Source organism: Klebsiella sp. ZJOU C1 (assembly GCF_035620215.1).
In the GTDB taxonomy this organism is placed as follows: domain Bacteria; phylum Pseudomonadota; class Gammaproteobacteria; order Enterobacterales; family Enterobacteriaceae; genus Klebsiella; species Klebsiella variicola.
Window position 1 is genome coordinate 20,672 of the sequence record NZ_CP141644.1, and the last position, 25,827, is coordinate 46,498.

24 protein-coding genes are annotated in these 25,827 nt (G+C 57.3%); 10 read left to right on the forward strand and 14 right to left on the reverse strand.

What is annotated here, in order from left to right; translation table 11 throughout:
• Nucleotides 1-13: 13 nt before the first annotated feature.
• A complete protein-coding gene (rhaT, locus tag SPE70_RS00115; protein ID WP_012543269.1) occupies nucleotides 14-1,048 on the reverse strand; it encodes an L-rhamnose/proton symporter RhaT in 1,035 nt (344 codons plus the stop codon).
• Between the two features lie 289 nt (nucleotides 1,049-1,337).
• Here rhaT and sodA point away from each other — a divergent pair, with 289 nt between their 5' ends.
• Nucleotides 1,338-1,958 (forward strand): superoxide dismutase [Mn], encoded by a 621-nt coding sequence (sodA, locus tag SPE70_RS00120; RefSeq protein WP_004203668.1) that lies wholly within the window; start codon nucleotides 1,338-1,340, stop codon nucleotides 1,956-1,958.
• A gap of 72 nt (nucleotides 1,959-2,030) precedes the next feature.
• Nucleotides 2,031-2,705 carry a 6-hydroxyaminopurine reductase gene (gene yiiM / locus SPE70_RS00125; protein ID WP_008807875.1) on the forward strand — a complete coding sequence of 225 codons (675 nt, stop codon included), beginning with the start codon at nucleotides 2,031-2,033 and terminating at the stop codon, nucleotides 2,703-2,705.
• A gap of 63 nt (nucleotides 2,706-2,768) precedes the next feature.
• Here the strand turns inward: yiiM and cpxA are convergent, their stop codons facing one another.
• Nucleotides 2,769-4,142, reverse strand: coding sequence for an envelope stress sensor histidine kinase CpxA (gene cpxA / locus SPE70_RS00130; protein WP_008807874.1), 1,374 nt, complete (start codon nucleotides 4,140-4,142; stop codon nucleotides 2,769-2,771).
• Nucleotides 4,139-4,837: an envelope stress response regulator transcription factor CpxR gene (gene cpxR, locus SPE70_RS00135; protein ID WP_002882901.1), complete on the reverse strand. Its 699-nt coding sequence runs from the start codon at nucleotides 4,835-4,837 to the stop codon at nucleotides 4,139-4,141. The genes cpxA and cpxR overlap by 4 nt, the downstream gene beginning before the upstream one ends.
• A gap of 149 nt (nucleotides 4,838-4,986) precedes the next feature.
• On the opposite strand from cpxR, the gene cpxP reads away from it, so the two are divergent.
• The 3 genes from cpxP (at nucleotide 4,987) to pfkA (ending at nucleotide 7,710) form a co-directional block, all read left to right on the forward strand.
• Nucleotides 4,987-5,490, forward strand: a complete 504-nt coding sequence (gene cpxP / locus SPE70_RS00140; RefSeq protein ID WP_004178004.1) for a cell-envelope stress modulator CpxP — start codon at nucleotides 4,987-4,989, stop codon at nucleotides 5,488-5,490.
• A gap of 158 nt (nucleotides 5,491-5,648) precedes the next feature.
• Nucleotides 5,649-6,551: a CDF family cation-efflux transporter FieF gene (gene fieF / locus SPE70_RS00145; RefSeq protein ID WP_008807873.1), complete on the forward strand. Its 903-nt coding sequence runs from the start codon at nucleotides 5,649-5,651 to the stop codon at nucleotides 6,549-6,551.
• Between the two features lie 196 nt (nucleotides 6,552-6,747).
• The gene (gene pfkA / locus SPE70_RS00150; RefSeq protein ID WP_002882911.1) at nucleotides 6,748-7,710 is read left to right on the forward strand and encodes a 6-phosphofructokinase; all 963 of its coding nucleotides are present in this window, start codon (nucleotides 6,748-6,750) and stop codon (nucleotides 7,708-7,710) included.
• A gap of 61 nt (nucleotides 7,711-7,771) precedes the next feature.
• On the opposite strand, the gene rraA is transcribed toward pfkA, so the two are convergent.
• The 7 genes from rraA to priA form a co-directional block, all read right to left on the reverse strand.
• The gene (rraA, locus tag SPE70_RS00155) at nucleotides 7,772-8,257 is read right to left on the reverse strand and encodes a ribonuclease E activity regulator RraA (protein WP_002882913.1); all 486 of its coding nucleotides are present in this window, start codon (nucleotides 8,255-8,257) and stop codon (nucleotides 7,772-7,774) included.
• Between the two features lie 92 nt (nucleotides 8,258-8,349).
• Complete coding sequence (gene menA, locus SPE70_RS00160) at nucleotides 8,350-9,270, reverse strand: 1,4-dihydroxy-2-naphthoate polyprenyltransferase (RefSeq protein WP_048963694.1); 921 nt, start codon at nucleotides 9,268-9,270, stop codon at nucleotides 8,350-8,352.
• 69 nt (nucleotides 9,271-9,339) lie between these two features.
• On the reverse strand, nucleotides 9,340-10,674 hold the full coding sequence (hslU, locus tag SPE70_RS00165) for an HslU--HslV peptidase ATPase subunit (protein WP_008807871.1): 1,335 nt from the start codon (nucleotides 10,672-10,674) through the stop codon (nucleotides 9,340-9,342).
• A 9-nt stretch (nucleotides 10,675-10,683) separates the two neighbouring features.
• Nucleotides 10,684-11,214, reverse strand: a complete 531-nt coding sequence (gene hslV / locus SPE70_RS00170; protein ID WP_002882918.1) for an ATP-dependent protease subunit HslV — start codon at nucleotides 11,212-11,214, stop codon at nucleotides 10,684-10,686.
• A 91-nt stretch (nucleotides 11,215-11,305) separates the two neighbouring features.
• On the reverse strand, nucleotides 11,306-12,268 hold the full coding sequence (gene ftsN / locus SPE70_RS00175; protein WP_071599441.1) for a cell division protein FtsN: 963 nt from the start codon (nucleotides 12,266-12,268) through the stop codon (nucleotides 11,306-11,308).
• 93 nt (nucleotides 12,269-12,361) lie between these two features.
• Nucleotides 12,362-13,390 carry a DNA-binding transcriptional regulator CytR gene (cytR, locus tag SPE70_RS00180; protein WP_002882921.1) on the reverse strand — a complete coding sequence of 343 codons (1,029 nt, stop codon included), beginning with the start codon at nucleotides 13,388-13,390 and terminating at the stop codon, nucleotides 12,362-12,364.
• A gap of 150 nt (nucleotides 13,391-13,540) precedes the next feature.
• Nucleotides 13,541-15,736 carry a primosomal protein N' gene (priA, locus tag SPE70_RS00185; protein WP_063106414.1) on the reverse strand — a complete coding sequence of 732 codons (2,196 nt, stop codon included), beginning with the start codon at nucleotides 15,734-15,736 and terminating at the stop codon, nucleotides 13,541-13,543.
• 252 nt (nucleotides 15,737-15,988) lie between these two features.
• Here priA and rpmE point away from each other — a divergent pair, with 252 nt between their 5' ends.
• The gene (rpmE, locus tag SPE70_RS00190; RefSeq protein ID WP_008807868.1) at nucleotides 15,989-16,201 is read left to right on the forward strand and encodes a 50S ribosomal protein L31; all 213 of its coding nucleotides are present in this window, start codon (nucleotides 15,989-15,991) and stop codon (nucleotides 16,199-16,201) included.
• 102 nt (nucleotides 16,202-16,303) lie between these two features.
• On the opposite strand, the gene metJ is transcribed toward rpmE, so the two are convergent.
• Nucleotides 16,304-16,621, reverse strand: coding sequence for a met regulon transcriptional regulator MetJ (gene metJ / locus SPE70_RS00195; RefSeq protein WP_004107547.1), 318 nt, complete (start codon nucleotides 16,619-16,621; stop codon nucleotides 16,304-16,306).
• Between the two features lie 267 nt (nucleotides 16,622-16,888).
• Between metJ and metB the strand changes: the two genes are divergently transcribed.
• On the forward strand, nucleotides 16,889-18,049 hold the full coding sequence (metB, locus tag SPE70_RS00200) for a cystathionine gamma-synthase (RefSeq protein ID WP_008807867.1): 1,161 nt from the start codon (nucleotides 16,889-16,891) through the stop codon (nucleotides 18,047-18,049).
• A gap of 2 nt (nucleotides 18,050-18,051) precedes the next feature.
• Nucleotides 18,052-20,484 (forward strand): bifunctional aspartate kinase/homoserine dehydrogenase II, encoded by a 2,433-nt coding sequence (locus SPE70_RS00205; RefSeq protein ID WP_008807866.1) that lies wholly within the window; start codon nucleotides 18,052-18,054, stop codon nucleotides 20,482-20,484.
• Between the two features lie 38 nt (nucleotides 20,485-20,522).
• Here the strand turns inward: SPE70_RS00205 and SPE70_RS00210 are convergent, their stop codons facing one another.
• Nucleotides 20,523-20,894: a carboxymuconolactone decarboxylase family protein gene (locus SPE70_RS00210; RefSeq protein ID WP_008807865.1), complete on the reverse strand. Its 372-nt coding sequence runs from the start codon at nucleotides 20,892-20,894 to the stop codon at nucleotides 20,523-20,525.
• Between the two features lie 91 nt (nucleotides 20,895-20,985).
• On the opposite strand from SPE70_RS00210, the gene SPE70_RS00215 reads away from it, so the two are divergent.
• Nucleotides 20,986-21,894 (forward strand): LysR family transcriptional regulator, encoded by a 909-nt coding sequence (locus tag SPE70_RS00215; protein WP_064170665.1) that lies wholly within the window; start codon nucleotides 20,986-20,988, stop codon nucleotides 21,892-21,894.
• A 2-nt stretch (nucleotides 21,895-21,896) separates the two neighbouring features.
• On the opposite strand, the gene SPE70_RS00220 is transcribed toward SPE70_RS00215, so the two are convergent.
• Both SPE70_RS00220 and SPE70_RS00225 read right to left on the reverse strand, forming a co-directional pair.
• Nucleotides 21,897-22,913 carry a substrate-binding domain-containing protein gene (locus SPE70_RS00220; protein ID WP_032731553.1) on the reverse strand — a complete coding sequence of 339 codons (1,017 nt, stop codon included), beginning with the start codon at nucleotides 22,911-22,913 and terminating at the stop codon, nucleotides 21,897-21,899.
• Between the two features lie 91 nt (nucleotides 22,914-23,004).
• On the reverse strand, nucleotides 23,005-24,504 hold the full coding sequence (locus SPE70_RS00225) for a PTS transporter subunit EIIC (protein WP_032736927.1): 1,500 nt from the start codon (nucleotides 24,502-24,504) through the stop codon (nucleotides 23,005-23,007).
• 356 nt (nucleotides 24,505-24,860) lie between these two features.
• On the opposite strand from SPE70_RS00225, the gene metF reads away from it, so the two are divergent.
• Complete coding sequence (gene metF / locus SPE70_RS00230) at nucleotides 24,861-25,748, forward strand: methylenetetrahydrofolate reductase (RefSeq protein WP_002882952.1); 888 nt, start codon at nucleotides 24,861-24,863, stop codon at nucleotides 25,746-25,748.
• The last annotated feature ends 79 nt before the right edge of the window (nucleotides 25,749-25,827 follow it).

Below are 25,827 nucleotides of genomic sequence, written 5' to 3' on the forward strand. Positions count from 1 at the left end.
GATGACCCAGTGGTTAACTGGCCATCCCCAGACCGACGATATTGGCGGCGATGATGATCACCACGCAGCCGAGGCTCAGGACGCTCACCGGACGACGACCGGCGTTGTTCCACTCCTTCAGCACCAGACCCACCAGACCGCCGCACAGCACGTAGAAACTCATGTGCAGCATCCAGCTCATATAGTCATACTGCGCCGGAATGCTGGCGTGGCCCCAGGCATAGAAGAAGAACTGGAGATACCACATCAGGCCGCCGAGGGCGGAGAGCAGAAGGTTGCTGATGATGAGCGGTTTGGCCAGCGAGAAATCGGCTTTGACTGACAGGTTCTTCACTTTCGCCAGACGAATAAAGCAGAAGCCGAGGTTGACCAGCGCCCCGCCGCCCATAATGACTACGTAGCTTGGCAGCGCCGCGTACAGCGGGTCGACGCCGAGCGCTGCGGCGGCGTCATGCATCGGTTTGGCGGCGTTCATCGCGAACGACATCCCTGCGGAGAAGATACCGCACATCACCGCCAGCAGAAGTCCTTTCTTCAGATTGAACTCTTCGGCTTTGATGCCCATTTTGCGCTCTTTCAGCTGGCCTGCGCGGGTGACGATGCCGACGCCAATCACCGCCACCAGCACGCCGAGCAGCGTCATTTGACCGCCCTGGGTGTGCATCAGCACCGAAAACTGACCGTTAATAATCGGCGTCATCAGCGTGCCGACAATCAGCGTGATGCCAATGGCGATGCCAATCCCCATCGACATGCCAAGATAGCGCATGGTCAGGCCATAGTTGATATTACCGATGCCCCACATAGCGCCGAACAGGAAGACCGGCAGCAGCGTGGAGGCGTTAAAGGAGCGGTAGTAGGCCCAGAAGTCGGGTAACAGCGTGGCGCTGATGGCCCAGGGCAGGATCAGCCAGGAGACGATCCCTCCAACCGACCACATGGTTTCCCACGACCAGTGTTTTACTTTTTTGAACGGGGCATAGAAACAGGCGGCACTGGCGGCCCCTATCAAATGCCAAAAAATACCCATCGTAATCGCGTGGTTCATTGATTTTATCCTCATCTTTTTTTATCGGAGACGGCGGCTTCCGATGTGATGAGTGTAAAAATTAGCCGCTTTGGCCGCCTTCAAGCCGTTGCCACAGGATGGCGAACCCTGGCAACCATGGGCTTAATTAGTTGTTCTACATCACAAAATGACGGGTATTTCTTCTGGTTATATCCATATGAAAAATACGGCATTGATAAGCATTTTCAATACCATTTAATTAACTATAATGGACAAACTGCTTACGCGGCGTTAACACTTGAGCCGCTCGACAATAATGGAGATGATTATGAGCTATACCCTGCCATCCCTGCCGTACGCTTACGATGCTCTGGAACCGCACTTCGACAAGCAGACGATGGAGATCCATCACACTAAACACCATCAGACCTACGTGAACAATGCCAACGCCGCGCTGGAAAGCCTGCCGGAGTTCGCTAACCTGTCCGCTGAAGAGCTGATCACCAAGCTGGATCAGCTGCCGGCTGACAAAAAGACCGTACTGCGTAACAACGCGGGCGGCCACGCTAACCACAGCCTGTTCTGGAAAGGCCTGAAAACCGGCACCACCCTGCAGGGCGACCTGAAAGCGGCTATCGAGCGCGATTTCGGCTCTGTAGACAATTTCAAAGCGGAATTCGAAAAAGCCGCTGCGACCCGTTTCGGCTCCGGCTGGGCGTGGCTGGTCCTGAAAGGTGACAAACTGGCCGTTGTCTCCACCGCCAACCAGGATTCCCCGCTGATGGGCGAAGCCATTTCCGGCGCTTCCGGCTTCCCGATCCTGGGTCTGGACGTGTGGGAACACGCTTATTACCTGAAATTCCAGAACCGTCGTCCGGACTACATCAAAGCCTTCTGGGACGTAGTGAACTGGGACGAAGCTGCAGCGCGTTTTGCCGCTAAAAAATAAGGTTGCATTGCGCTAAGAGAGAAGCGAGTCTGATGACTCGCTTTTTTTATATCTGTAGCAAGGAGAGCAGCCATGCATTATCCGGTGAATGTCTTTGTCGGCAAAATCAGGGACTACGCGGGCAGTCGCCCCAGCGCGATCGGCAAAATCCAGGTCGATGGCGAATTGCAGCTCGGCGATCTCGGCCTCGATGGGGATGAGCAGGCGGAGAAGAAAATTCACGGCGGGCCGGACCGCGCGCTGTGCCACTATCCGCGCGAACACTATGCCGACTGGATGCGTGAATTCCCCCAGCAGGCCGAGCGCTTCTGCGCGCCGGCGTTCGGCGAAAACCTCTCCACCACCGGGCTTACCGAGCAAAATGTTTATATCGGCGATATCTTTCGCTGGGGCGAGGCGCTGATCCAGGTCACCCAGCCGCGATCGCCGTGCTTCAAGCTCAACTTTCATTTTGCGATCGGTGATATGGCGCAGCTGGTGCAAAACAGCGGGAAGACCGGCTGGTTGTATCGGGTGATTGCCGGGGGGCAAGTCTCCAGCGATGCGCCCCTCGAACTGGTTTCCCGGCTGAGTGATGTCAGTGTCCATGAGGCCGGGGCGATTGCCTGGCAGATGCCGTTTGATGATGATCAGTATCATCGTTTATTGTCGGCTGCGGGCCTGTCGGTGAGCTGGAGCAGAACGCTGCAGAAGCGGCGTTTAAGCGGTAAGATCGAGGATAGTTCGCGGAGATTGTGGGGGAAATAATTCCCCCATATTGAGTATTTTCGGGGATGCTCCCGGCTTAGCGCAGCGCAAGCCGGGACAGAGTCAGGTGCGCTTATACAGCGGCAGCCAAAGGGTTAAGCGCAAACCACCCAGCGGGCTGTCGTCGGCCTTCACCCAACCGCGGTGTTGCTGAATAGCGGTTTCGACAATCGCCAGCCCCAGACCGGTGCCGCCGGACTCGCGGTCGCGCGCCTCGTCGGTCCGGTAGAATGGCCGGAAAATCTGTTCGCGATCTTCCGGGCTGACGCCCGGGCCGTCGTCGTCGACGTTAACCGTAATCCCGTCTTTATCCACCGAGAAGCTGACGGAAATCTTCGTGTGCGAGTAGCGCAGGGCGTTGCGGACGATATTCTCCAGCGCGCTTTCCAGCGCATTAGGGTTACCGTACAGCGGCCAGGGGCCCGGCGGATATTCAACGGTGAAAGATTTACCCATCTGCTCGGCTTCAAACGCCGCGTTGTCCAGCACTTCGCCCCACAGCTGATTGGCTTTCACCGTCTCGCTGACCAGGGCATTTTTGGCCTGATTGCGCGACATCACCAGCAGGTCGTTGATCATGCTGTCCAGCCGGTGCGCCTCGGTTTCGATGCGCTCCAGCTCCTTGCTCTCACCGCTGCGGCGACGCAGCAGGGCGGTGCCCAACTGCAGGCGCGTAAGTGGTGTGCGCAGCTCATGCGAGATATCCGACAGCAGCCGCTGCTGGCTGGTCATCATCCGCTCCAGCGCGGTCACCATCTGGTTAAAGCTGGCGCCAGCGGCTAAGAACTCCTGCGGCCCGGCTTCCAGCTCCGGATGCTGGCGCAGGTTGCCCTGGGCGACTTCGTCGGCGGCGTTTTTCAGCTTACGCGCCGGTTTCGCCAGGCTCCACGCCAGCCACAGCAGCAGCGGGGCGCTGACCAGCATCGTGACGATCAGCAGCAGCAGCGGCCGGTCAAACAACAGGTTGATAAAGTCGGATTGGGAGGTGCTGGCGGGACGAATCAGATAGAGCTGATAGTTATCCTCGCCGTCCCTGACGGAAAACGGGCCCACCATTTCCAGGCGGCCATAGCGTTTTTTCTGCGGATGATCGGCATTATCGGCCTGGCCGATAAAGTTACGAATGATCTGCATCTCGTTGCGTTCTGCGCCGATCACGCGGCCTTCGCTGGTCACCAGCAGCAGGCGTTGTCCCGGCGGCGCCCATTTATCAATGGCGCGAAACAGACGGCGCCACCACATCAGATCGTTTGGCGGATCGTTGGCCAGCTCGGCCTCGACGTGCTGCTCGATCATGATGCCCTGACGCTGCTCGCTTTCCAGCAGCTCGGTCATCTGCCGGGAATCCAGTTTGGGCAACATCAGCACCAGCATCAACACCAGCGCCAGCGTGAGCCAGAAGATGGCGAAGATGCGTGCAGTCAAACTTCCAATCATGAAGCGGAAACCATCAGATACCCGCGACCACGCAGCGTTTTAAACCATGGATGGCCATCTTTGCGCTCCGGCAGCTTACGCCGCAGGTTGGAAATATGCATATCGATGGCGCGGTCGAACGGCGTCAGGCGCTTGCCTAACACTTCCTGGCTTAAATGTTCACGCGACACTACCTGGCCGAGATGCTGCGCTAACAGATAGAGCAGGGTGAACTCGGTACCGGTGAGCTCCAGCGTCTGACCATCGAAATTGGCTTCCTGGCGGCCCGGGTTCAGGCTTAAGGCATCCACTTCCAGCGTTGGCGATCCGGCTTCGGTCGTCTGCTGCTGCTCGCTCCAGTGGGAACGGCGCAGAATCGCGCGTATACGGGCCACCAGTTCACGATCGTTGAACGGCTTAGGCAAATAGTCATCCGCGCCCAGCTCAAGGCCGAGAACGCGATCCAGCTCGCTCCCGCGCGCTGTTAGCATGATAACCGGGGTCTGGTGTGTCTGACGCAGCTCTTTCAGCGTATCGATACCGTTTTTCTTCGGCATCATCACGTCGAGCAGCAATAAATCAACGCTGTCGTCCAGAAGGGCCAGCGCCTGTTCCCCATCATGGGCCACCAGCACGTTAAAACCTTCCATATCGAGCAGCTCTTTTAACAGGGAGGTGAGCTCCCGGTCATCATCAACTAACAGGATTTTATTCATCTTTTAAATACCTCCGAGGCAGAAATTACGTCATCAAGGCCCGCTAATCCATGACTTTACGTTGTTTTACACCCCCTGACGCATGTTTGCAGCCTGAATCGTAGACTGTCTCTCGTTGAATCGCGACACAAACGTTTTGGGAGTATGTGATGCGCAATGTTATCGCTGCCGTCATGGCCTCAACGCTGGCGCTAAGTGCATATAGCCAGGCCGCTGAAGTCGTTACCAGCGTTAACTGGCTCCCCGGAGACGAAGGGGGACAGCGCGGTAGCCAGAGCCATATGTTTGACGGCATAAGTTTAACCGAGCAGCAACGTCAGCAGTTACGGGATCTTATGCAACGGGCACGCCACGACAGGCTCCCCGTTAATGTTAGCGAAATGGAGACAATGCATCGCCTTGTCACCGCAGAAAATTTTGATGAAAACGCTGTGCGCGCTCAGGCAGAAAAGATGGCGCAGGAACAGGTTGCTCGCCAGGTTGAAATGGCTAAGGTCCGCAACCAGATGTACCACCTGCTTACGCCAGAGCAGCAAGCGGTTTTAAATGCTAAGCACCAGCAACGTATGGATCAGTTGCGTGAGGTTGCAAGGATGCAGAAAGGCTCAGCAATGATGCTTTCGAGTAGTAGCAACACCCTGCAACCCCAGTAACAAACCCTGTTTTCCTTGCCATAGACACCATCCCTGTCTTCCCCCACATGATGTGGGGGTTTTTTTTGCCCTTTTTTCGGCAAATCAACTTCTTCGCGTATCCCGTGAGCGTCACAAGTTCAGGTTATACTAAGCGCATTGCAGGAGAAGGAGCCTATATGAATCAATCTTATGGCCGGTTGGTCAGCCGCGCCGCTATCGCCGCGACGGCCATGGCCTCCGCGTTACTTTTGATCAAAATTTTTGCGTGGTGGTATACCGGTTCAGTCAGTATTCTGGCTGCGCTGGTGGATTCGCTGGTGGATATTGCCGCCTCGCTGACCAACCTGCTGGTGGTTCGCTATTCGCTGCAACCTGCTGATGAAGAACATACCTTTGGCCATGGCAAAGCGGAATCGCTGGCGGCGCTGGCGCAAAGCATGTTTATCTCCGGCTCGGCGTTGTTTCTGTTTCTCACCGGCATCCAGCACCTGGTGCGTCCGGAGCCGCTGCAGGCCGCTGGCGTCGGGGTCGTCGTCACGTTGATCGCCCTGTTCAGCACGCTGGCGCTGGTGACCTTCCAGCGCTGGGTGGTGCGAAAAACCCAGAGCCAGGCGGTGCGGGCGGATATGCTTCATTATCAGTCTGATGTTATGATGAACGGCGCTATTCTGGTGGCGCTGGGCCTTTCCTGGTACGGCTGGCATCGCGCCGATGCGTTGTTTGCCTTAGGAATTGGCATCTATATTTTATATAGCGCGCTGCGGATGGGCTATGAGGCGGTTCAGTCACTACTCGACCGCGCCTTGCCTGACGAGGAGCGTCAGGACATTATCACCATCGTGACCGCATGGCCCGGCATCCGCGGGGCGCACGATCTACGAACGCGGCAGTCAGGGCCGACCCGCTTTATTCAGATTCATTTGGAAATGGAAGATAACCTCCCGCTGGTGCAAGCCCACGTGATTGCAGACCAGGTGGAGCAGGCGATTCTGCGCCGTTTCCCGGGTTCCGATGTCATTATCCATCAGGATCCCAGTTCTGTGGTGCCAGCGGCGCAGCAGGGCTTTTTTGAGCGTTAGGTTATAGTCTGTAAACTCGATGTAAAAATGTGGGGCAGATCGGCATTTTTTGTATAAATTACCGCCGTTTGGTCTGACCTGAATCAATTCAGCTTGAGGCGTTTGATATACTATTGTCATTAGCGTCGTGCACTCCTGGTGAGGGAGCGCTTCAGGCAACAGAATTATTTTTTGCTTCCTAAGTTCAGAGGTAGTCATGATTAAGAAAATCGGTGTGTTGACAAGTGGCGGTGATGCGCCGGGCATGAACGCAGCAATTCGTGGCGTTGTGCGCGCGGCATTAACGGAAGGTCTGGAAGTTTTTGGAATCTATGACGGTTACCTCGGATTGTATGAAGACCGTATGGTTCAGCTCGACCGTTACAGCGTTTCCGACATGATCAACCGCGGCGGCACCTTCCTGGGCTCCGCTCGCTTCCCGGAATTCCGCGAAGAACACATTCGCGCTGTGGCTATCGAAAACATGAAGAAGCGCGGCCTGGATGCGCTGGTGGTTATCGGTGGTGACGGATCCTATATGGGGGCAATGCGCCTGACCGAGATGGGCTTCCCGTGCATCGGTCTGCCGGGCACCATCGACAACGATATCAAAGGCACTGACTACACCATCGGCTTTTTCACCGCCCTGAGCACCGTGGTGGAAGCGATTGACCGTCTGCGCGACACCTCTTCTTCACACCAGCGCATCTCCGTGGTGGAAGTGATGGGCCGTTACTGCGGCGACCTGACCCTGGCGGCGGCGATTGCCGGCGGCTGTGAGTTCATCATGGTGCCGGAAGTGGAATACACCCGTGACGATCTGGTGGCCGAAATCAAAGCCGGTATCGCGAAAGGTAAGAAACACGCTATCGTGGCGATCACCGAGCACATGTGCGACGTTGACGAGCTGGCAAGCTACATCGAGAAAGAAACCGGGCGTGAAACTCGCGCCACCGTCCTCGGCCACATTCAACGCGGCGGTTCCCCGGTTCCTTACGACCGCATCCTGGCTTCCCGCATGGGCGCCTATGCAATTGAGCTGCTGCTGCAAGGCCATGGCGGCCGTTGCGTCGGCATCCAGAACGAGAAGCTGGTGCACCACGACATCATCGATGCCATCGAGAACATGAAGCGTCCGTTCAAGAACGACTGGCTGGATTGCGCGAAGAAACTGTACTAAGTTGCGCGTCGGATAAACAAAAGGCCTTCTCATGGAGAAGGCCTTTTTTATGGCGGAGGGTTTATTCGATATCCAGCGGGTCTTCCGACAGGATCATCCCGGTGTTATCGGCATACAGATGGTCGCCGGAGAAGAAGGTCACCCCGCCGAAATTGACGCGCACGTCGCTTTCGCCGATGCCTTCGCCAGCCGCGCCGACCGGAATAGCCGCCAGCGCCTGGATGCCGATGTCCAGCTCCTCAAGGTCGTCAACCTGGCGCACCGCGCCATAGACCACTAACCCTTCCCATTCATTCTGTACGGCCAGACGCGCCAGGTCGGCGTCAATTAACGCGCGTCGTACTGAGCCGCCGCCGTCGATCAGGAGAATATGACCACGGCCGTTCTGCTCGAGCAGATCATAGAGCAACCCGTTATCCTCGAAACATTTTACCGTAATGATTTGTCCACCAAACGACGACCGTCCTCCAAAGTTAGAGAACAGCGGTTCCACGACGTTGACATCTTCCTGGTAGATGTCACAAAGCTCGGAAGTATCGTATTTCATAGGCTTAACGTTCAGTTGCTGCGAGAGTTTTTAGTATATCCCGCGAATCCCATTGTTGGCAAAATCATCAATTGTTAATTGATATTTGTCAGTTAAGCCATTAGCTTACTGGCAATAATTCCGATAACAAACAGCAGGTTGGTCAGTAAGGCCCCTTTGACCGTCTTTTCGAGCATTGGCCGCATCGCCAGCGGATCGGATTCGCGCAGGACGTAGCGCGCCTGTTTCACCAGCAGCGGCGTGGCGAGAATAAACAGCCAGCCCCAGGCTGAATGCAGCGCCAGCAGATTAAACAGCGCCAGACACAGCAGGGCGCCGAACAGCAGGCAGGCATGATAGCGGCGGGCATTGACCGGGCCCAGGCGCACGGCGAGGGTGTTCTTCCCGTTCTGCCGGTCGCTATCAATATCCCGCAGATTATTGATGTTCAGCACGGCGGTCGCCAGCAGACCGCAGGCCGTCGCCGGCAGAAAAATGGCCGCTTCCACATTGTGCGCTTGCAGATACCAGCTGCCAAGGACGCTCAACCAGCCGAAGAAAATGAGTACCGAGATATCACCCAGGCCAATATATCCATAGGGGCGGGTGCCCACCGTGTAGGTGATGGCGGCCACGATGGACAGGCCACCCAGCACAAGGAAGCCGATAAAATCGCCGACACTCTGCCAGGCGGCGCACAGCAGCGCCAGACCAAACAGACAGATCAGCGCGACGGTGACGATGAGAGCGCGCTTCATCTGCTGGGGGGTAATCACCCCTTTCTGCATGCCGCGCAGCGGCCCGATGCGATCGGGTTTATCGCTCCCTTTGACCGCGTCGCCATAGTCATTCGCCAGGTTAGAAAGAATTTGCAGCAAGCCAGCGGTGATCAGCGCCAGCAGAGCAACCCAGGGATCAAAATGGCCCTGCTGCCAGGCAAGGGTGGTGCCAACAATAATCGCGGCAAACGCCAGCGGTAACGTTTTAGGACGCAGGCTTTCCAGCCACGCCCGAGAACGGCTGATATCAGTCATAGTTATTTTAGCCAATAAAAATGGGGGCTATAGCCCCCATCAACAGTGATGAAAATGCATTGCACCGGATTATAGGATAAAACGGCTCAGATCTTCATCTGCCACCAGAACATCCAGGTGTTTACTCACATATTCGGCATCGATAATGACGGTCTGGCCGTTCATCTCGCTGGCATCATAGGAAATATCTTCCACCAGACGCTCCAGCACGGTGTGCAGGCGACGCGCACCGATGTTCTCGGTGGTTTCGTTTACCTGCCACGCGGCCTGGGCGATACGCTTGATACCGTCTTCGGTGAATTCGATATTCACCCCTTCGGTCGCCATCAGCGCTTTATACTGCACGGTGATGGAGGCATTCGGCTCGGTCAGGATGCGCTCGAAGTCATGGGTGGTCAGCGCTTTCAGCTCAACGCGGATCGGCAGACGCCCCTGCAGCTCAGGGATCAGATCGGACGGACTGGCCACCTGGAACGCGCCGGAGGCGATAAACAGAATGTGGTCGGTCTTAACCATCCCGTGCTTGGTGGAGACGGTGCAGCCTTCAACCAGCGGCAGCAGGTCGCGCTGTACGCCTTCGCGAGACACGTCCGGGCCGGAGGAGTTGCCGCCGCGCTTACAGATTTTGTCGATTTCGTCGATAAAGACGATACCGTGCTGTTCTACAGCGTCGATGGCTTCCTGCTTCAGCTCTTCCGGGTTGACCAGCTTGGCCGCTTCTTCTTCAATCAGCAGCTTCATCGCGTCTTTGATTTTCAGCTTACGCGGTTTCTGCTTCTGACCGCCGAGGTTCTGGAACATGGACTGCAGCTGGCTGGTCATCTCTTCCATGCCCGGAGGGGACATGATTTCAACGCCCATCGGCGCCGCAGCGAGATCGATTTCAATCTCTTTATCGTCCAGCTGGCCTTCACGCAGTTTCTTGCGGAACGCCTGGCGCGCAGCAGAGGGTTCCTGCGGCTGTTCAGCCTGGCCCCAGTTGTTTTTCGCCGGTGGGATCAGCACGTCAAGTACGCGCTCTTCCGCCAGCTCTTCCGCGCGGTAACGGTTTTTATCGATGGACTGCATGCGAACCATTTTGATCGCCGCATCGGTCAGATCGCGGATAATCGAGTCCACTTCTTTACCAACATAGCCCACTTCGGTGAACTTGGTCGCTTCAACTTTAATAAACGGCGCGTTGGCCAGTTTCGCCAGACGACGGGCAATCTCGGTTTTACCGACGCCGGTTGGGCCGATCATCAGAATGTTTTTCGGCGTGACTTCATGACGCAGCTCTTCGTTAAGCTGCATCCGGCGCCAGCGGTTACGCAGGGCGATAGCAACAGAACGCTTGGCGGCGTCCTGGCCGATAATGTGTTTGTCCAGTTCGCTGACAATTTCGCGTGGGGTCATTTCAGACATGGGAGATCCTTACGCTTTAGAAGGTAATTCTTCGATGGTGTGGAAATGGTTGGTATAGATGCAGATATCACCTGCAATATCCAACGCTTTCTCGGCGATGTCGCGCGCGCCCATATCGGTGTTTTCCAACAGCGCGCGGGCCGCGGCCTGGGCGTAAGGACCGCCGGAGCCGATAGCAATCAAATCGTTTTCTGGCTGTACCACGTCGCCGTTACCGGTGATGATAAGCGACGCGTTTTCGTCCGCGACGGCCAGCAGCGCTTCCAGCTTGCGCAACATCCGATCGGTTCGCCAGTCTTTAGCCAGCTCAACGGCGGCCTTCACCAGATGGCCCTGGTGCATTTCCAGTTTACGTTCAAACAGTTCGAACAGCGTGAAGGCGTCAGCGGTGCCGCCAGCAAAACCGGCAATCACTTTGTCGTTATACAGACGACGCACTTTCTTCACGTTGCCCTTCATCACGGTGTTGCCCAGCGTGGCCTGGCCATCACCGGCAATAACAACATGGCCGTTACGGCGAACACTTACAATTGTAGTCACGAGCAGACCCCTTGGTTGCAAAAGCGGAACAGGGGCCCCGCGCTGTCCGCGGGGCCGAATGCAATTATAGATGGGGGGGATTTTGAGGGTTTCAACCCCTGGCGGCGAGACGAATGCAGTTCGCGTGTCCGGCCATCTTCAGACGGGTGATCATCTCGTTGGCGCTTTCTTTGCCTTTCAGCGGGCCAATGACTACGCGGTTCCAGCCGTTGTTGGTGGTGATATGTGAAGCAAACCCTTCAAAAGCCAGCTGAGCGCGGACGGTTTCGGCCTGCTCGGCGCCTTTAAAGGAGCCGCACTGGATCATCCAGCTACGATCGTCTTTCTTCTCGGCGGCTTTCGGCGCTTCCTCCACGCGGGTTACCGGCGCGGCGGCCTGCGTACGTGGCTGCGTGGTATTGGTATGCGCCGGCGTCTGCAGCAGATCCTGGTACGGCTGCTGGTTCGACGCGGTCTGCTTCGGCTGTTGCTGTTGCACCGGCTTCGGCTGCTGGACGCGCGGCTGCTGCTGCACGGCCTGCGGCTGAGTTTGCGCCCACTGCTGCTGTTGCGCCTGCTGTTGCTGCTGTGCTAAACGCTGACGCTGCAGCGTCTGCTGGCGCTGTGCCGGGGTTTGTTCGTTCCACGGCACTTCGGTCAGCTGGGTCGGCTGCTGGCGCATATCGGCCTGCATCTGGGCGAGCAGCTGGCGCTGCTCGTCGGTCAGCTGTTCCGGTTTCATCACCTCGCCACCGGCGGTCGGTTCGGTCGGCGCGCGGACGCCAGGCTGGCGGCTTTCCAGCTCTTTGATATAGCGCCAGCGCTCTTCCGGTTTTGGCGGCAAGCCGTTACCGGCGGCCTGGCGATTTTGCATCGCTTCCGCTTCTTCTTTCTTATGGTGCGTAATGAAATAAAGTCCACCGATAAAGGCCACCAGCACCGCCGCCGCGATCGCCACCATCGCCGGTGAAATCGCCGGAAGGCTGCTTTGCTTATTCCTTGAGCTTCGGGTAGTGCTCTTTTTGCGCCGCGAAGAAGCCGGTTGGCTGCGGCGTACATAATCTCGTTGTGCCACTATCGTTTCGCTGTCTTATATTTGTTCGTCAGCCCGCCATGTTACTTAAGCGGCGGGCCTTTGACCAGAAGAGCAGGCCCGAAAGCCTGATGGTTATCGTCTGATTTTTTGCGTACTGCCGCGAACGATCAGTTCGCAATCGAGCAGACGTGAGCCGCTGTTCACATTATGACCCTGCATTTGCTCAAGTAATAGCAGCATTCCTTCACGGCCGATATCAAAACGCGGCTGTGAAACGGTAGTCAACGGCGGATCGCAAAATTCAGACAACGCGATGTTATCGAAGCCGACAATCGACAGGTCGTCCGGCACCTTCAGGCCGCGGCGTTTCGCCAGCGACAAGGCGCCCAGCGCCATCACATCACTATGGCAGAAGACCGCGGTGGGCGGCACAGGTTGCGCCAGCAGTTGTTCCAGCGCATTGGCGCCGGCTTCGAAAGTAAAGTTGCCGCGAGCGATATAGTGCGGATCGACGGTGATGCCACTGCGACGCAGCGCCTGCACGTAACCCTGCAGACGATAATGGCACAGCGGCATATCTTCCGGGCCAGCGATACAGCCAATACGCTGGTGTCCCAGTTCGTGGAGATAGTTCACCGCGTTAAAGGCCGCCGTCAGGTTATCGATGTGGACGGTGGGCAGCTCCAGCTCCGGCGCGAATTCGTTCGACATGACCATCGGCGGCAAATTGCGCTGCTCTTCCACGCTGGCGTCGAATGGCAGGCGCGAGCTGAGCAGCACCATACCGTCGATCTGCTTGGTGATAATAAGGTCGATAAAGGTTTTTTCTTTCTGGTTCTGGTGGGCGCAATCGCCGATTAACACCAGATAACCGTGCTCGGCGGCCGTGACTTCAATTCCGCGGATGACTTCACTAAAAAAGGGATCGCAGATATCCGGCACGATCACGAGGATCGTCCGCGATTCGTTGCGCTTCATATTTCGCCCGAGCGACTGCGGTAAATAGCCGACTTCCAGCGCCGCCTGCTCGACCCGGTTACGGGTGGCTTGCGACACCTTATCAGGGTTCATCAACGCTCGGGACACGGTTGCCGTGGAAACGTTTGCCTTGAGGGCGACGTCTTTCATGGTGGCGGCAACCACTTGTTTTTTGGGCTTCACCTGGTTTCTCCTCGCTGAATGGCGCTGACATTTCCCTTGCGCGCTAACTGCTGCATCATTTTTATCAGATAGTCGCGGCAGTGAGTTACAGAATTTTCATGAAAAACGTGATGCTTGTTGAATTTTTCGATCCGGCTCGCAAGAGAAGCCTTACCCTTCAATAGGATCGACATCCAGCACCCATTTCACTTTTCTCGCCTCCGGTAGCGTATTGATTAACGCCAGCGTACCGCTAACGATGTGCTGCAGGCGCACCCGCGAAGGGTGCTGCAGTAATATTTGCCAGCGCCAGCGGCCGCCGCGCTTCGGCGCCAGCGCCGGAACCGGACCGAGCACCCACAGTTTATCGTCGGCCAGCGGGCTGGCCTGCAAGAGATTACGTAACTGCTGTAAAAAAAGCGGCGCCTGCTGGTTGTTATGGTCTTCAGCACGTATCAACACGTGACTGGTCCACGGCGGTAGCTGCATCGTCTGGCGTTCGGCCAGCGCCTGCTCGGCAAAGGCGTCGTAGCCTTTATACAGCAGGGTCTGCAGCAGAGGATGCTCCGGATGGTGGGTTTGCAGGATCACTTCGCCCTGTTTTCCTGCCCGGCCCGCTCGTCCGGAGACCTGGGTATAGAGCTGAGCGAAACGCTCTGCGGAGCGGAAATCAGCGGAAAATAGCGCCCCGTCGACGTCCAGCAGGGAGACGAGGGTCACGTCCGGAAAGTGGTGGCCTTTGGCCAGCATTTGGGTGCCGATCAAAATGCGCGCGCCGCCGCGGTGGACTGCGGCGAGATGTTCCTCAAGCGCCCCTTTACGGCTGGTGGTATCGCGGTCGATACGCGAGATAGGCACGCCAGGGAACAGCGGCGTCAGGGACTGCTCCAGTTGCTCGGTGCCGATACCCACCGGCACCAGATGTGTGGAACCGCAGGAAGGGCACTGGCGCGGGACAGGGCGCTGACTGTCGCAATGGTGGCAGCGCAGATGGTGCTGCGCCTGGTGCAACGTATAGTAGCTGTCGCAGCGCGGGCACTCCGCGATCCAGCCGCAGTCGTGGCACAGCAGCGCCGGCGCAAAGCCGCGGCGGTTAAGAAACAGGATCACCTGGTTATCCGCCTGCAGATGCTGGCGCATGCGGTTGATCAGCGCGGGTGACAGACCCGCCTGCAGCACCTGTCCTTTCAGGTCGAGCACGTGCTGCTGGGCTGGACGCGCGTTGCCCGCGCGTTTGCTTAAGGTTAACTGCCGATATTTGCCCTGGCGGACGTTGTGCAGGGTCTCCAGCGCCGGCGTCGCCGAGCCGAGAATAATCGGGATCTGTTCGCTGTGAGCGCGCCATACCGCCAGGTCGCGGGCGTGGTAGCGCCAGCCTTCCTGCTGTTTGTAGGAGCTGTCATGCTCTTCGTCGATGACGATGACGCCGAGATCTTTAAACGGCGTAAACAGCGAGGAGCGAGTGCCTATCACAATGGCCGCTTCGCCGTTTTTCGCCTTCAGCCAGGCCGAGAGACGTTCGCTGTCATTGAGTCCGGAGTGCAGCACTTCCACCGGCGCATTAAAGCGCTGGCGAAAACGGGCGATAGTTTGCGGCGTCAGGCCGATCTCCGGCACCATCACCAGCGCCTGGCGCCCCTGCGCCAGTACATTCTCCAGCACGCTCAAGTAGACTTCCGTTTTCCCTGAGCCTGTGATGCCTGCCAGTAGCCAGGCGGAGAAGCGATCGGCAGCGCTGTGGATCGCCCCGACGGCGGTGGCCTGTTCGGTATTCAGACGCAGGCGCTCGCCGGCAACCGAATACGTGCTGCGCCAGTCGGTGAGGACGGGCGCTTCACAGGCCAGCTCCGCCAGCCCTTTGCCACGCAGCGCCTGCAGCGCCGCTTCATTAAATTCCAGTTCGCTAACCTGATGACGCCAGATCTTTCCCTGGCGCAGCGCCGCCAGCGCCTGCTGCTGCTTTGGGGAGCGTTTCAGACCGTTGAGGTCGACAGCCTGCCCCTGCTCGGTGGCGAACCAGTACCACAGCGGCGTCGCGCTGGCGGGTTTGCCCTGGCGCAGCAGAATGGGCAGCGCATGGAATAGCACATCGCCAATCGGATGATGGTAATACTCAGCCGCCCACATCAGCAGTCGCCAGACGGTGCCAGAGAAGACCGGCTCGTCGTCCAGCGTTTCGGCGACCGGTTTGAGTTCATCCAGCGGCAGCTCGCTGCGCTCGCTCACCGCCGCGACAATGCCGATCCGCTCCTGTTTGCCGAACGGCACCCGCACCCGACAGCCCGCTTTGACCGTCATGCCATCAGGCAGCAGATAGTCAAAGGTGCGCGGTAGCGGAACGGGTAGGGCAACGTGGGCGACGGGCATGTCATCTTCCTGACTTGAAATCTGGCGGGATAGTATACACATTACGATAAGGCGGCGCGGATCAGTTTGCATATGCTGGTCAAATTCTGTATGATTCGCCGCCTTCAATGCACTTTATACCGCATTGGAGATTGACCATTACCGTACGCTTCGCGCTGTCAGCAGCGTGGAAGACGACGGGAAATTATTAATATCGCGTGGTGTCTGGCGTTAGGGCTGGAAGAGCGACGCGGCCTTAACTGAGGTTCTCCCATGAAAAAAGGTATTCACCCAAAATACGAAGAAATTACTGCTACCTGTTCTTGCGGTAATGTCATGAAAATCCGTTCCACCGTTGGTCACGACCTGAACCTCGACGTGTGCGGTAAATGCCACCCGTTCTTCACCGGCAAACAGCGTGATGTTGCTACCGGTGGCCGTGTTGACCGCTTCAACAAGCGCTTCAGCATCCCGGGCAGCAAGTAAGTTGCCAGAAGAAGCCGCCTCAGGGCGGCTTTTTTGTGCCTCTCGCCAGCCTGGGCGGGACACAAAAAAGGGCGGAAAATTGCTTCCGCCCTTTTTATCAACTCAGTATTCCCACGTATCCGGGTCGATCCCCAGTTCACGCATAATCTCTTTCGCCGCTTCCGGGATCTCATCGCTGCGCTCTTTACGCAGGTCTTCATCGTTAGGCAACGGTTGTCCGGTAAAGGCATGCAGGAACGCTTCGCACAGCAGCTCGCTGTTGGTCGCGTGACGCAGGTTGTTCACCTGACGACGCGTGCGTTCATCGGTGAGGATTTTTAACACCTTCAGAGGAATGGAAACCGTAATTTTCTTTACTTGCTCACTCTTCTTACCGTGCTCAGCGTATGGGCTGATATATTCGCCGCTCCATTCAGCCATGAGATACCTTAATCCTCTGTTTATTAGTGAAGGGCCAGAATATTCCGCCCGGGCTATAATTGCGCGTAGTTTACCGTATGAGCGCGCTTTCTAACATGAGATAAGCCGCTACCGACGTGCGCTAATGCATATAATTTTAACGGCTATTTGCACTTTGCTCAATCTATACGCAAAGAAGTTTAGATGTCCAGATGTATTGACGTCTATTGTGACAATGTTTACTCTGGAGCCTGACTTTTCACCGATTCAGCCCAGGAACTTCCCAACATGACGCGTAAACAGGCCACCATCGCAGTGCGTAGCGGTTTAAATGACGACGAGCAGTACGGTTGCGTTGTCCCGCCGATCCACCTTTCCAGTACCTATAACTTCACCGGCTTTAATGAACCTCGCGCCCACGACTACTCCCGCCGCGGCAACCCGACGCGTGATGTGGTGCAGCGCGCCTTAGCGGAGCTGGAAGGTGGCGCCGGCGCGGTGCTGACCAATACCGGTATGTCGGCGATCCTGCTGGTGACGACGGTGTTCCTTAAGCCGGGCGATCTGCTGGTGGCGCCGCACGACTGCTACGGCGGCAGCTACCGTCTGTTCGACAGCCTGGCGAAGCGCGGCTGTTATCGCGTCCAGTTCGTCGATCAAAATGATGAGCAGGCGCTGCGGGCGGCGTTGGCGGAAAAACCGAAGCTGGTGCTGGTCGAAAGCCCAAGTAATCCATTGCTGCGGGTGGTGGATATTGCGAAAATCTGTGGTCTGGCGCGTGAGGCAGGCGCGGTGAGCGTGGTGGACAACACCTTCCTGAGCCCGGCGCTGCAAAACCCGCTGGCGCTGGGTGCCGATCTGGTGTTGCATTCCTGTACTAAATACCTGAATGGCCACTCCGATGTGGTGGCCGGGGTGGTGATTGCCAACGATCCGGCGACTGTCACCGAACTGGCATGGTGGGCGAATAATATTGGCGTCACCGGCGGCGCGTTCGACAGCTATTTGCTGCTGCGCGGTCTGCGGACGCTGTCTCCGCGTATGGAGGTGGCGCAGCGTAATGCCCTGGCGATTGTTGAGTATCTGAAAACCCAGCCGCTGGTGAAAAAGCTGTATCATCCGTCGCTGCCGGAAAACCAGGGGCATGAAATTGCGGCGCGTCAGCAAAAAGGTTTTGGCGCAATGTTAAGCTTCGAGCTGGACGGTGACGAGCAGACGCTGCGCCGTTTCCTGAGCGGGCTGTCGCTGTTTACACTGGCGGAATCGCTGGGGGGCGTTGAAAGCCTGATTTCCCATGCGGCAACGATGACGCATGCCGGCATGGCGCCTGAAGCGCGTGCCGCCGCCGGAATTTCAGAAACGCTTCTGCGTATTTCAACCGGTATTGAAGATGGTGAAGATTTAATTGCCGACCTGGAAAATGGCTTCCGGGCAGCAAACGAGGAATAAAAATGAGTGTGATTGCGCAGGCAGGGGCGAAGGGTCGTCAGCTGCACAAATTTGGTGGGAGTAGTTTAGCGGATGCGAAATGTTACCTGCGCGTCGCGGGGATCATGAAGGAATATTCGCAGGCGGGCGACATGATGGTTGTCTCCGCCGCTGGCAGCACCACCAACCAGCTGATCAGCTGGCTTAAACTTAGCCAGAGCGATCGCCTTGCTGCGCATCAGGTTCAGCAGTCGCTTCGCCGTTATCAGACCGAGCTGATTGGCGGTCTGGTGGAGCCGGCGGCGGCTGACACGTTAATTGCCGCCTTCATCCATGACCTTGAGCGTCTGGCAGGGCTGCTTGATGGCGGGGTTACCGAAGCGGTTTATGCGGAAGTGGTCGGCCATGGTGAAGTCTGGTCCGCACGCCTGATGGCGGCGGTCCTTAACCAACTGGGTATGGAAGCGGCCTGGCTGGATGCTCGCGCTTTCCTGCGTGCGGAACGCGCCGCGCAGCCGCAGGTGGATGAAGGATTATCTTATCCACTGCTGCAACAGCTGATGGCGCAACATCCGAATAAGCGTCTGGTGGTGACCGGCTTTATCTCCCGCAACCAGGCCGGGGAAACCGTCCTGCTGGGCCGTAACGGGTCTGACTACTCCGCCACGCAGATCGGCGCGCTGGCGGGCGCCTCTCGCGTCACCATCTGGAGTGATGTCGCCGGGGTGTACAGCGCGGATCCGCGTAAGGTCAAAGATGCCTGTCTGCTGCCGCTGCTGCGTCTGGATGAAGCCAGCGAGCTGGCGCGTCTGGCCGCTCCAGTGCTCCACGCCCGCACGCTGCAGCCGGTGTCCGCCAGCGATATCGATCTGCAGTTACGTTGCAGCTATACGCCGGAACAGGGTTCTACGCGCATTGAGCGCGTGCTGGCTTCGGGTACTGGCGCGCGGATTGTCACCAGCCATGATGACGTCTGTCTGGTGGAGTTCCAGGTGCCGGCCAGCCATGATTTCAAACTGGCGCATAAAGAGCTGGACGCCCTGCTCAAACGCGCCCAGCTGCGCCCGTTAGCCGTTGGCGTCCATGCCGACCGTAAGCTGCTGCAGTTCTGCTATACCTCCGAGGTCGCCGACAGCGCGCTGAAGCTGCTCGATGAAGCGGGTCTGCCGGGCGAGCTGCGTCTGCGTCAGAAGCTGGCGCTGGTGGCGATGGTGGGCGCGGGTGTCACCCGTAACCCACTGCACTGCCATCGTTTCTGGCAGCAACTGAAAGGGCAACCGGTGGAGTTCACCTGGCAGTCCGAAGAGGGGATCAGTCTGGTAGCCGTGTTGCGCGCCGGACCAACGGAAAGCCTGATCCAGGGGCTGCATCAGACCTTGTTTCGTGCAGAGAAGCGTATTGGCCTGATGCTGTTCGGCAAGGGGAACATTGGCTCCCGCTGGCTGGAGCTGTTTGCCCGCGAACAAACCACCTTGTCGGCGCGTACTGGCTTCGAGTTTGTTCTCGCCGGCGTAGTCGACAGTAAACGCAGCCTGCTGAACTACGACGGGCTGGATGCCAGCCGGGCGCTGGCCTTCTTCAACGATGAAGCGGTGGAACAGGATGAAGAGTCGCTGTTCCTGTGGATGCGCGCGCATCCGTACGATGATTTAGTGGTGCTGGACGTCACCGCCAGCGAACAGCTGGCCGACCAGTACCTTGATTTCGCCAGCCATGGTTTCCATGTGATCAGCGCCAACAAGCTGGCGGGCGCCAGCAGCAGTGATAAATATCGCCAGATCCACGACGCGTTTGAGAAGACGGGTCGCCACTGGCTGTATAACGCTACCGTTGGCGCGGGTTTGCCGGTGAACCATACGGTGCGCGATCTGATCGACAGCGGCGACACCATCCTCGGCCTGAGCGGTATCTTCTCGGGAACGCTCTCCTGGTTGTTCCTGCAGTTTGATGGCACCGTGCCATTCACCGACCTGGTGGACCAGGCCTGGCAGCAGGGGCTGACCGAGCCGGATCCGCGCGTCGATCTGTCCGGTAAGGATGTGATGCGTAAGCTGGTGATCCTCGCGCGGGAAGCGGGTTATGACATCGAACCGGATCAGGTCCGTGTGGAATCACTGGTCCCTGCACACTGCGAAGAGGGGTCGGTCGATCACTTCTTTGAAAATGGCGAAGAGCTGAACGAGCAAATGCTGCAGCGTCTGGAAGCGGCCCGCGAGATGGGGCTGGTGCTCCGCTACGTGGCGCGCTTTGATGCTAACGGCAAAGCACGCGTCGGCGTGGAAGCGGTACGCGAAGAGCACCCGCTGGCGGCGCTGCTGCCGTGCGATAACGTGTTCGCCATCGAAAGCCGCTGGTATCGCGATAACCCGCTGGTGATCCGCGGGCCCGGCGCCGGGCGCGATGTGACCGCCGGGGCGATCCAGTCGGATATTAACCGTCTGGCGCAGCTGCTGTAGTTCCGAGAAAAAGACCAGGCGCTGCCTGGTCTTTTTTGTTAGTGCGCCGCAAAAACCGCTTTAGCGGCAAACAGGCCGTTGAGCGCCGCCGGGAATCCGGCGTAGACCGCCATCTGCATGATCACTTCCGTAATCTCCTCTTGCGTCAGACCGACATTTAATCCCGCGGCAATATGTACTTTCAGCTGCGGCGCGGCGTTACCCAGCGCGGTGAGCGCGGCAATAGTGGCTATTTCCCGGCTGCGTAAGTCGAGCCCTGGCCTGGCGTAAATATCGCCGAAGGGGAACTCAATCAGATAGCGGGCGAAATCGGGGGCGATATCCTGCAGGCTGTCGACGACGGCTTCCCCGCCGTGGCCATCCACCCGCTGCAGCATTTCCTGACCGGTGATATAACGTTCGCTGGACATCATTTTTTCCTCTCTGTGATGAAGCGTTGAGAGGAAGGGTAGGGAAGTGTGCCGGACTTGAGTAATACCCTTTTCGTGATACCTTTTCAGTATGACAACTTCGCGATTACATTCCCTGGATATTCGCCTGCTGCGCGCCTTTGCCGTGGTGGCGGAGGAAAATAACATCAGCCGGGCGGCGCAGCGGTTATTTATCTCGCAGCCGCCGCTGACCCGCCATATCCGCCATCTGGAAGCGCAGCTGGGGGTGACGCTGTTTCAGCGCCACAGCAAAGGCTTGATCCTGACCGACGCGGGAAGAGAGGTGCTGGAGATGATTCGACCTCTGCTGGTGCTCCAGGAACGCACGCTGGCGGCATTGAGCCAGCTCTCCGCTCACTCGCCGCAGCCCTTGCGTCTGGGATTGACCACCGCCTTTGAACAGGGCATTTTCGCCGCCGTTGAATCTGCGCTGAGCGATCATACCCGCACGTTGCATATTACCCGCCACGCCTCACCGGCACTGGCTCAGCAGGTACGCAAAGGCAAACTCGATGTGGCGCTGGTCGCGCTGCCGCTGAATACTGAAGGGCTGCACCTGCATCCTTTGCCGTATCAGGAGCCGCTCATCGCGGCATTGCCTGTCTCCTGGCCGGAAGCCGCCAGACCAGCGTTAACGCTACGCGCGCTCAATCATCGGCCGCTGTTCTGGTTTAAACGCGAGCGCAATCCCGATTTCTTTGACTACACGCGACGTATTTTCGACCGGGCTGGTTATACCCCCGCTTACGTGGAAGAGCCTGCCGAACATGATGTGCTGCTGGCGCGAATTGCGCGTGGCGAAGGCATGATCCTGCTGCCGGCGTCCTTTTCCGCGATCCAGCGTCAGGGGGTGGTGTTCTGTCCTGTCGCTGAAGGCGACAGCATGCCGTTAAGCCTTGGCGTGGTCTATGCGCCTCACCAGGCAGAATCCGTGCAGCAATGGCTTCCTCTGCTGGATGACCATCTGACGACGCGCTAGCCTCAGGCTGACTCTCGAGCCACCAGCTGTCCGGAAAGGGTAATGCGCTGGGTCGGCAGGGCAGGTTCTTTGATCTTGCGGATAATGAGCGAGGCAACCTGACGTCCTGTCTCTTCGCTGGCGGAAGAGACGTAAGTGAAGGATGGCGAGGTTAAATTCACGTGCATCATGTCTTCGAAACCCACCAGCGCCACCTGCTGAGTGAGAAAGACATCTTTTCCCACCGTGCGTCCAACCTGATGAATGCCGCTGAGGCAGCCAATCATTGCATCAGGCGAGTGGCACAGCAGGGCGGTAATGGCATTATTTTTTTCCAGCAGCTGGCGGGTGGCGATACTGGCGGCCTGGGTGTTGTCGCTGCAGGCGGGGGCAAATTCTTCCCGCACCGTCATGCCGTTCTTCTCCAGTGTGCTGAATAAGCCAAGCAGCCGCTGCTGACGGATCAGGTCGTTATCCTGTCCGCCGATGTAGGCAATGTAGCGATGGCCGCGCTCAATCAGATAACGGGTGGCGATGCTGGCGGCCTGGCGGTTATCGCGGACCACCTGATCATGGTGGCCGGTGAGCAGCGTTTGCGAGACCGCGACCAGCGGCAGCGGACATGCCTGTAAGGCCTCGGGCAACGCATTGCTGGTGGTGTCGGCATCAAGATATATCACGCCGGCGACGCCCTGCTGTTTAAACGACAGCAGGCAGCGGGCCAGATAGTCATGATCGTCGCGCGGCTGGCCGAGAATGACCATATAGCCCTGCTTTTCGAGCTCCTGGACGATATTCGCCATCACCTTGATGGAAAAGCTGTCGTTGAAGTCGCGCAGGATCAGGCCGATCAGGTTGGTGGTGTTGGCGCGGAGATTAGCGGCGGCAACGTTATGCACATAGCCAAGTTCCTGGATGGCCGCGTTGACTTTTTCGATGGTCGCGTCGGAGATCTTCCCTTTCTGACGTAATACCAGCGAGACCGTCGAAACGGAGACGCCGGCCAGTTTCGCCACATCTATAATGCTGACTTTCTTCAAAATCGCTCCATGACAACGCGTGTATAACCGTCAGATCGCAGACATAGGCTTACCCACGGCAAGCCTATTTCCACACCATAACACCTTCTTGTTATTTGCCAATCATCCCCGACATGGTTTGTGCGATAAATTGCGCTCTGGCGCCAAAAATAATCTGGATGCCGTTATCGCCGACGAAGACCACCCCGCGCGCGCCGATGCCGTTGAGGCCATCTTTATCAACCGCATCGCGCTCAGCCACTTCCAGGCGCAGGCGGGTGATGCAGGCCCCGACGGAATCGATATTTTGTGAACCGCCGAGAAGATTGACGATCTCGGTCGCCAGCTCCGCATCGGTTTTATCGTCGGCAGTGACCGTGATATCGGTGCGGCCCGGCGTTTTCACATCGAAACGGCGGATAACGAAGCGGAAGGTGAAATAATAAATCAGCCCCATCGGCACGCCAACAATCACCGCGTTGAGGAAGTGGGTTTGATAGCCGTTGAGCGACGGCAGAATACCGAAGGAGATATAGTCGATAAGCCCTGCGGAGAAAGATTTAGCGATATGCGCATGCAGGAGATACATCGTCATGTACGAGAGCCCCGCCATGATGGCGTTGAAGACGTACAGGATCGGCGCCACGAAGATAAAGGTAAATTCTACGGGCTCGGTAATGCCGGTCAGGAAACAGGTCAGCGCGGCGGAGAACAGAATACCGGCCGCGATTTTTTTATTCTTAGTATGCGCTTCGTGATACATCGCCAGACAGGCGGCCGGCAGCGCGAACAGCATCAGCGGGAATTCCCCCTGCATAAATTTACCGGCGTTTTGGTAGCTGTCGGAGCTAAAGGATTTCACCCCTTCTTCCAGCATCTTAAACCAGATGGTCTGGTCGCCGTGGATCACCTGGCCTGCCTGGGTGGTGTAATCGCCGAAAGAGTACCAGAAGGACGGATACCAGATGTGGTGCAGCCCCAGCGGGATCAGCGCCCGTTCAACGAGGCCGAAAATAAAGGTCGATGCGGCCTGGTTGTCGCCATTCACCACCATCGACAGTGAGTCGATACCGGCCTGGATATGTTGCCAGACATAAGGCAACAGCAGGCCGAGAATAAACGAGAGAAACGCCGTGGCGATCGCCACGAAGCGCTTACCGGAGAAGAAACCGAGGAATTCAGGCAACTGCATCGCATGGAAGCGGTTATAGCACCACGACGCGAGAATACCGCAGATAAGCCCGCCGAAAACCCCCATCTGCAGCGTCGGGATGCCAACGACCATGGCGTATTTTCCGCCCTGAGAGGCCATCTCCGGGGTAATGCCGAGCACAGTGCTGATGGTGATGTTGGTGATAAAGACGGAAACGGCTGCCGACAGCGCAGCGATGCCCGATTCTGATGCCAGCCCCACAGCGGAACCAATCGCGAACAGCATTGGCAGGTTATCAAAAATGATGCCGCCGGCGTTCATCATTAGCGGCATATGGAATTTATCCCCGAAGGCCAACAGTAAGCCGGCGGCCGGGAGAAGCGAAATCGGCAGCATCAAGGCGCGGCCGATCATCGACAGTTTTGATAATGATTTTATGAACCCTGACCACAGACTCATGGTGATATCCCCGAATAGATTTTATAAGCATTATTGCGTAAGTAGAACGTTCTAGTAGAACGTTCTACTTAATGTGAACCAAGCTATAAGCGGCTGCAATCACAATCGCTCTGGCAATCATGGGGAGATGTTGGTTTTTTGAACTGCTTCAAATTTCATCGGGTCGAATTCTTCCTGCACGGCATCAGTTCTGGTCGGAAGATGAATTTTTTTCATTTTAGAGGCCTATTCCTCACTCTTTACGCAGATTTTTCTATTGACGCCCGCGCGCTTTTCCGTCATTTTTACATCTGGACGTCTAAACGTATAGAAGTTCGCAATATAACAGCCATTACATGCGATTGATGAGGTAAGGTATGAGCTTTTTTCACGCCAATCAGCGGGAAGCCCTGAATCAGAGCCTGGCGGAAGTCCAGGGCCAGATTAATGTGTCTTTTGAATTCTTTCCGCCGCGCACCAGTGAAATGGAGCAAACCCTGTGGAAATCCATCGATCGCCTGAGCAGTCTGAAACCGAAGTTTGTTTCGGTAACCTATGGCGCGAACTCTGGCGAGCGCGATCGCACGCACAGCATCATCAAAGGCATTAAAGAGCGAACCGGTCTGGAAGCAGCGCCGCACCTGACCTGTATCGATGCCTCTCGTGATGAGCTGCGTACTATCGCTCAGGATTACTGGAACAACGGTATTCGCCATATCGTCGCCCTGCGCGGCGACCTGCCGCCGGGCAGCGGTAAACCGGATATGTATGCCGCCGATCTGGTGACGCTGCTGAAAGAGGTGGGCGATTTCGATATCTCTGTCGCCGCGTATCCGGAAGTGCATCCGGAAGCGAAAAGCGCACAGGCGGATTTGCTGAACCTGAAGCGTAAAGTCGAGGCGGGCGCCAACCGCGCGATCACCCAGTTCTTCTTCGATGTGGAAAGCTACCTGCGTTTTCGCGATCGCTGCGTTTCGGCGGGCATCGACGTGGAAATCATTCCGGGTATCCTGCCGGTCTCCAACTTTAAACAGGCGAAAAAGTTTGCGGATATGACCAACGTCCGTATCCCGGTGTGGATGTCGAAAATGTTCGAAGGGCTGGATAACGACGCCGAAACCCGTCAGCTGGTGGGGGCGAATATCGCCATGGACATGGTGAAGATTTTAAGCCGGGAAGGGGTAAAAGACTTCCACTTCTATACCCTGAACCGCGCCGAGATGAGCTACGCCATCTGCCATACGCTGGGCGTGCGTCCGGCCTGAGTGCTTGCCGTTTCCGCGGTCAGTAGGCGGCGCGTTCGACAGATAGACATAAAAAAACACCCGGCTGATGCCGGGTGTT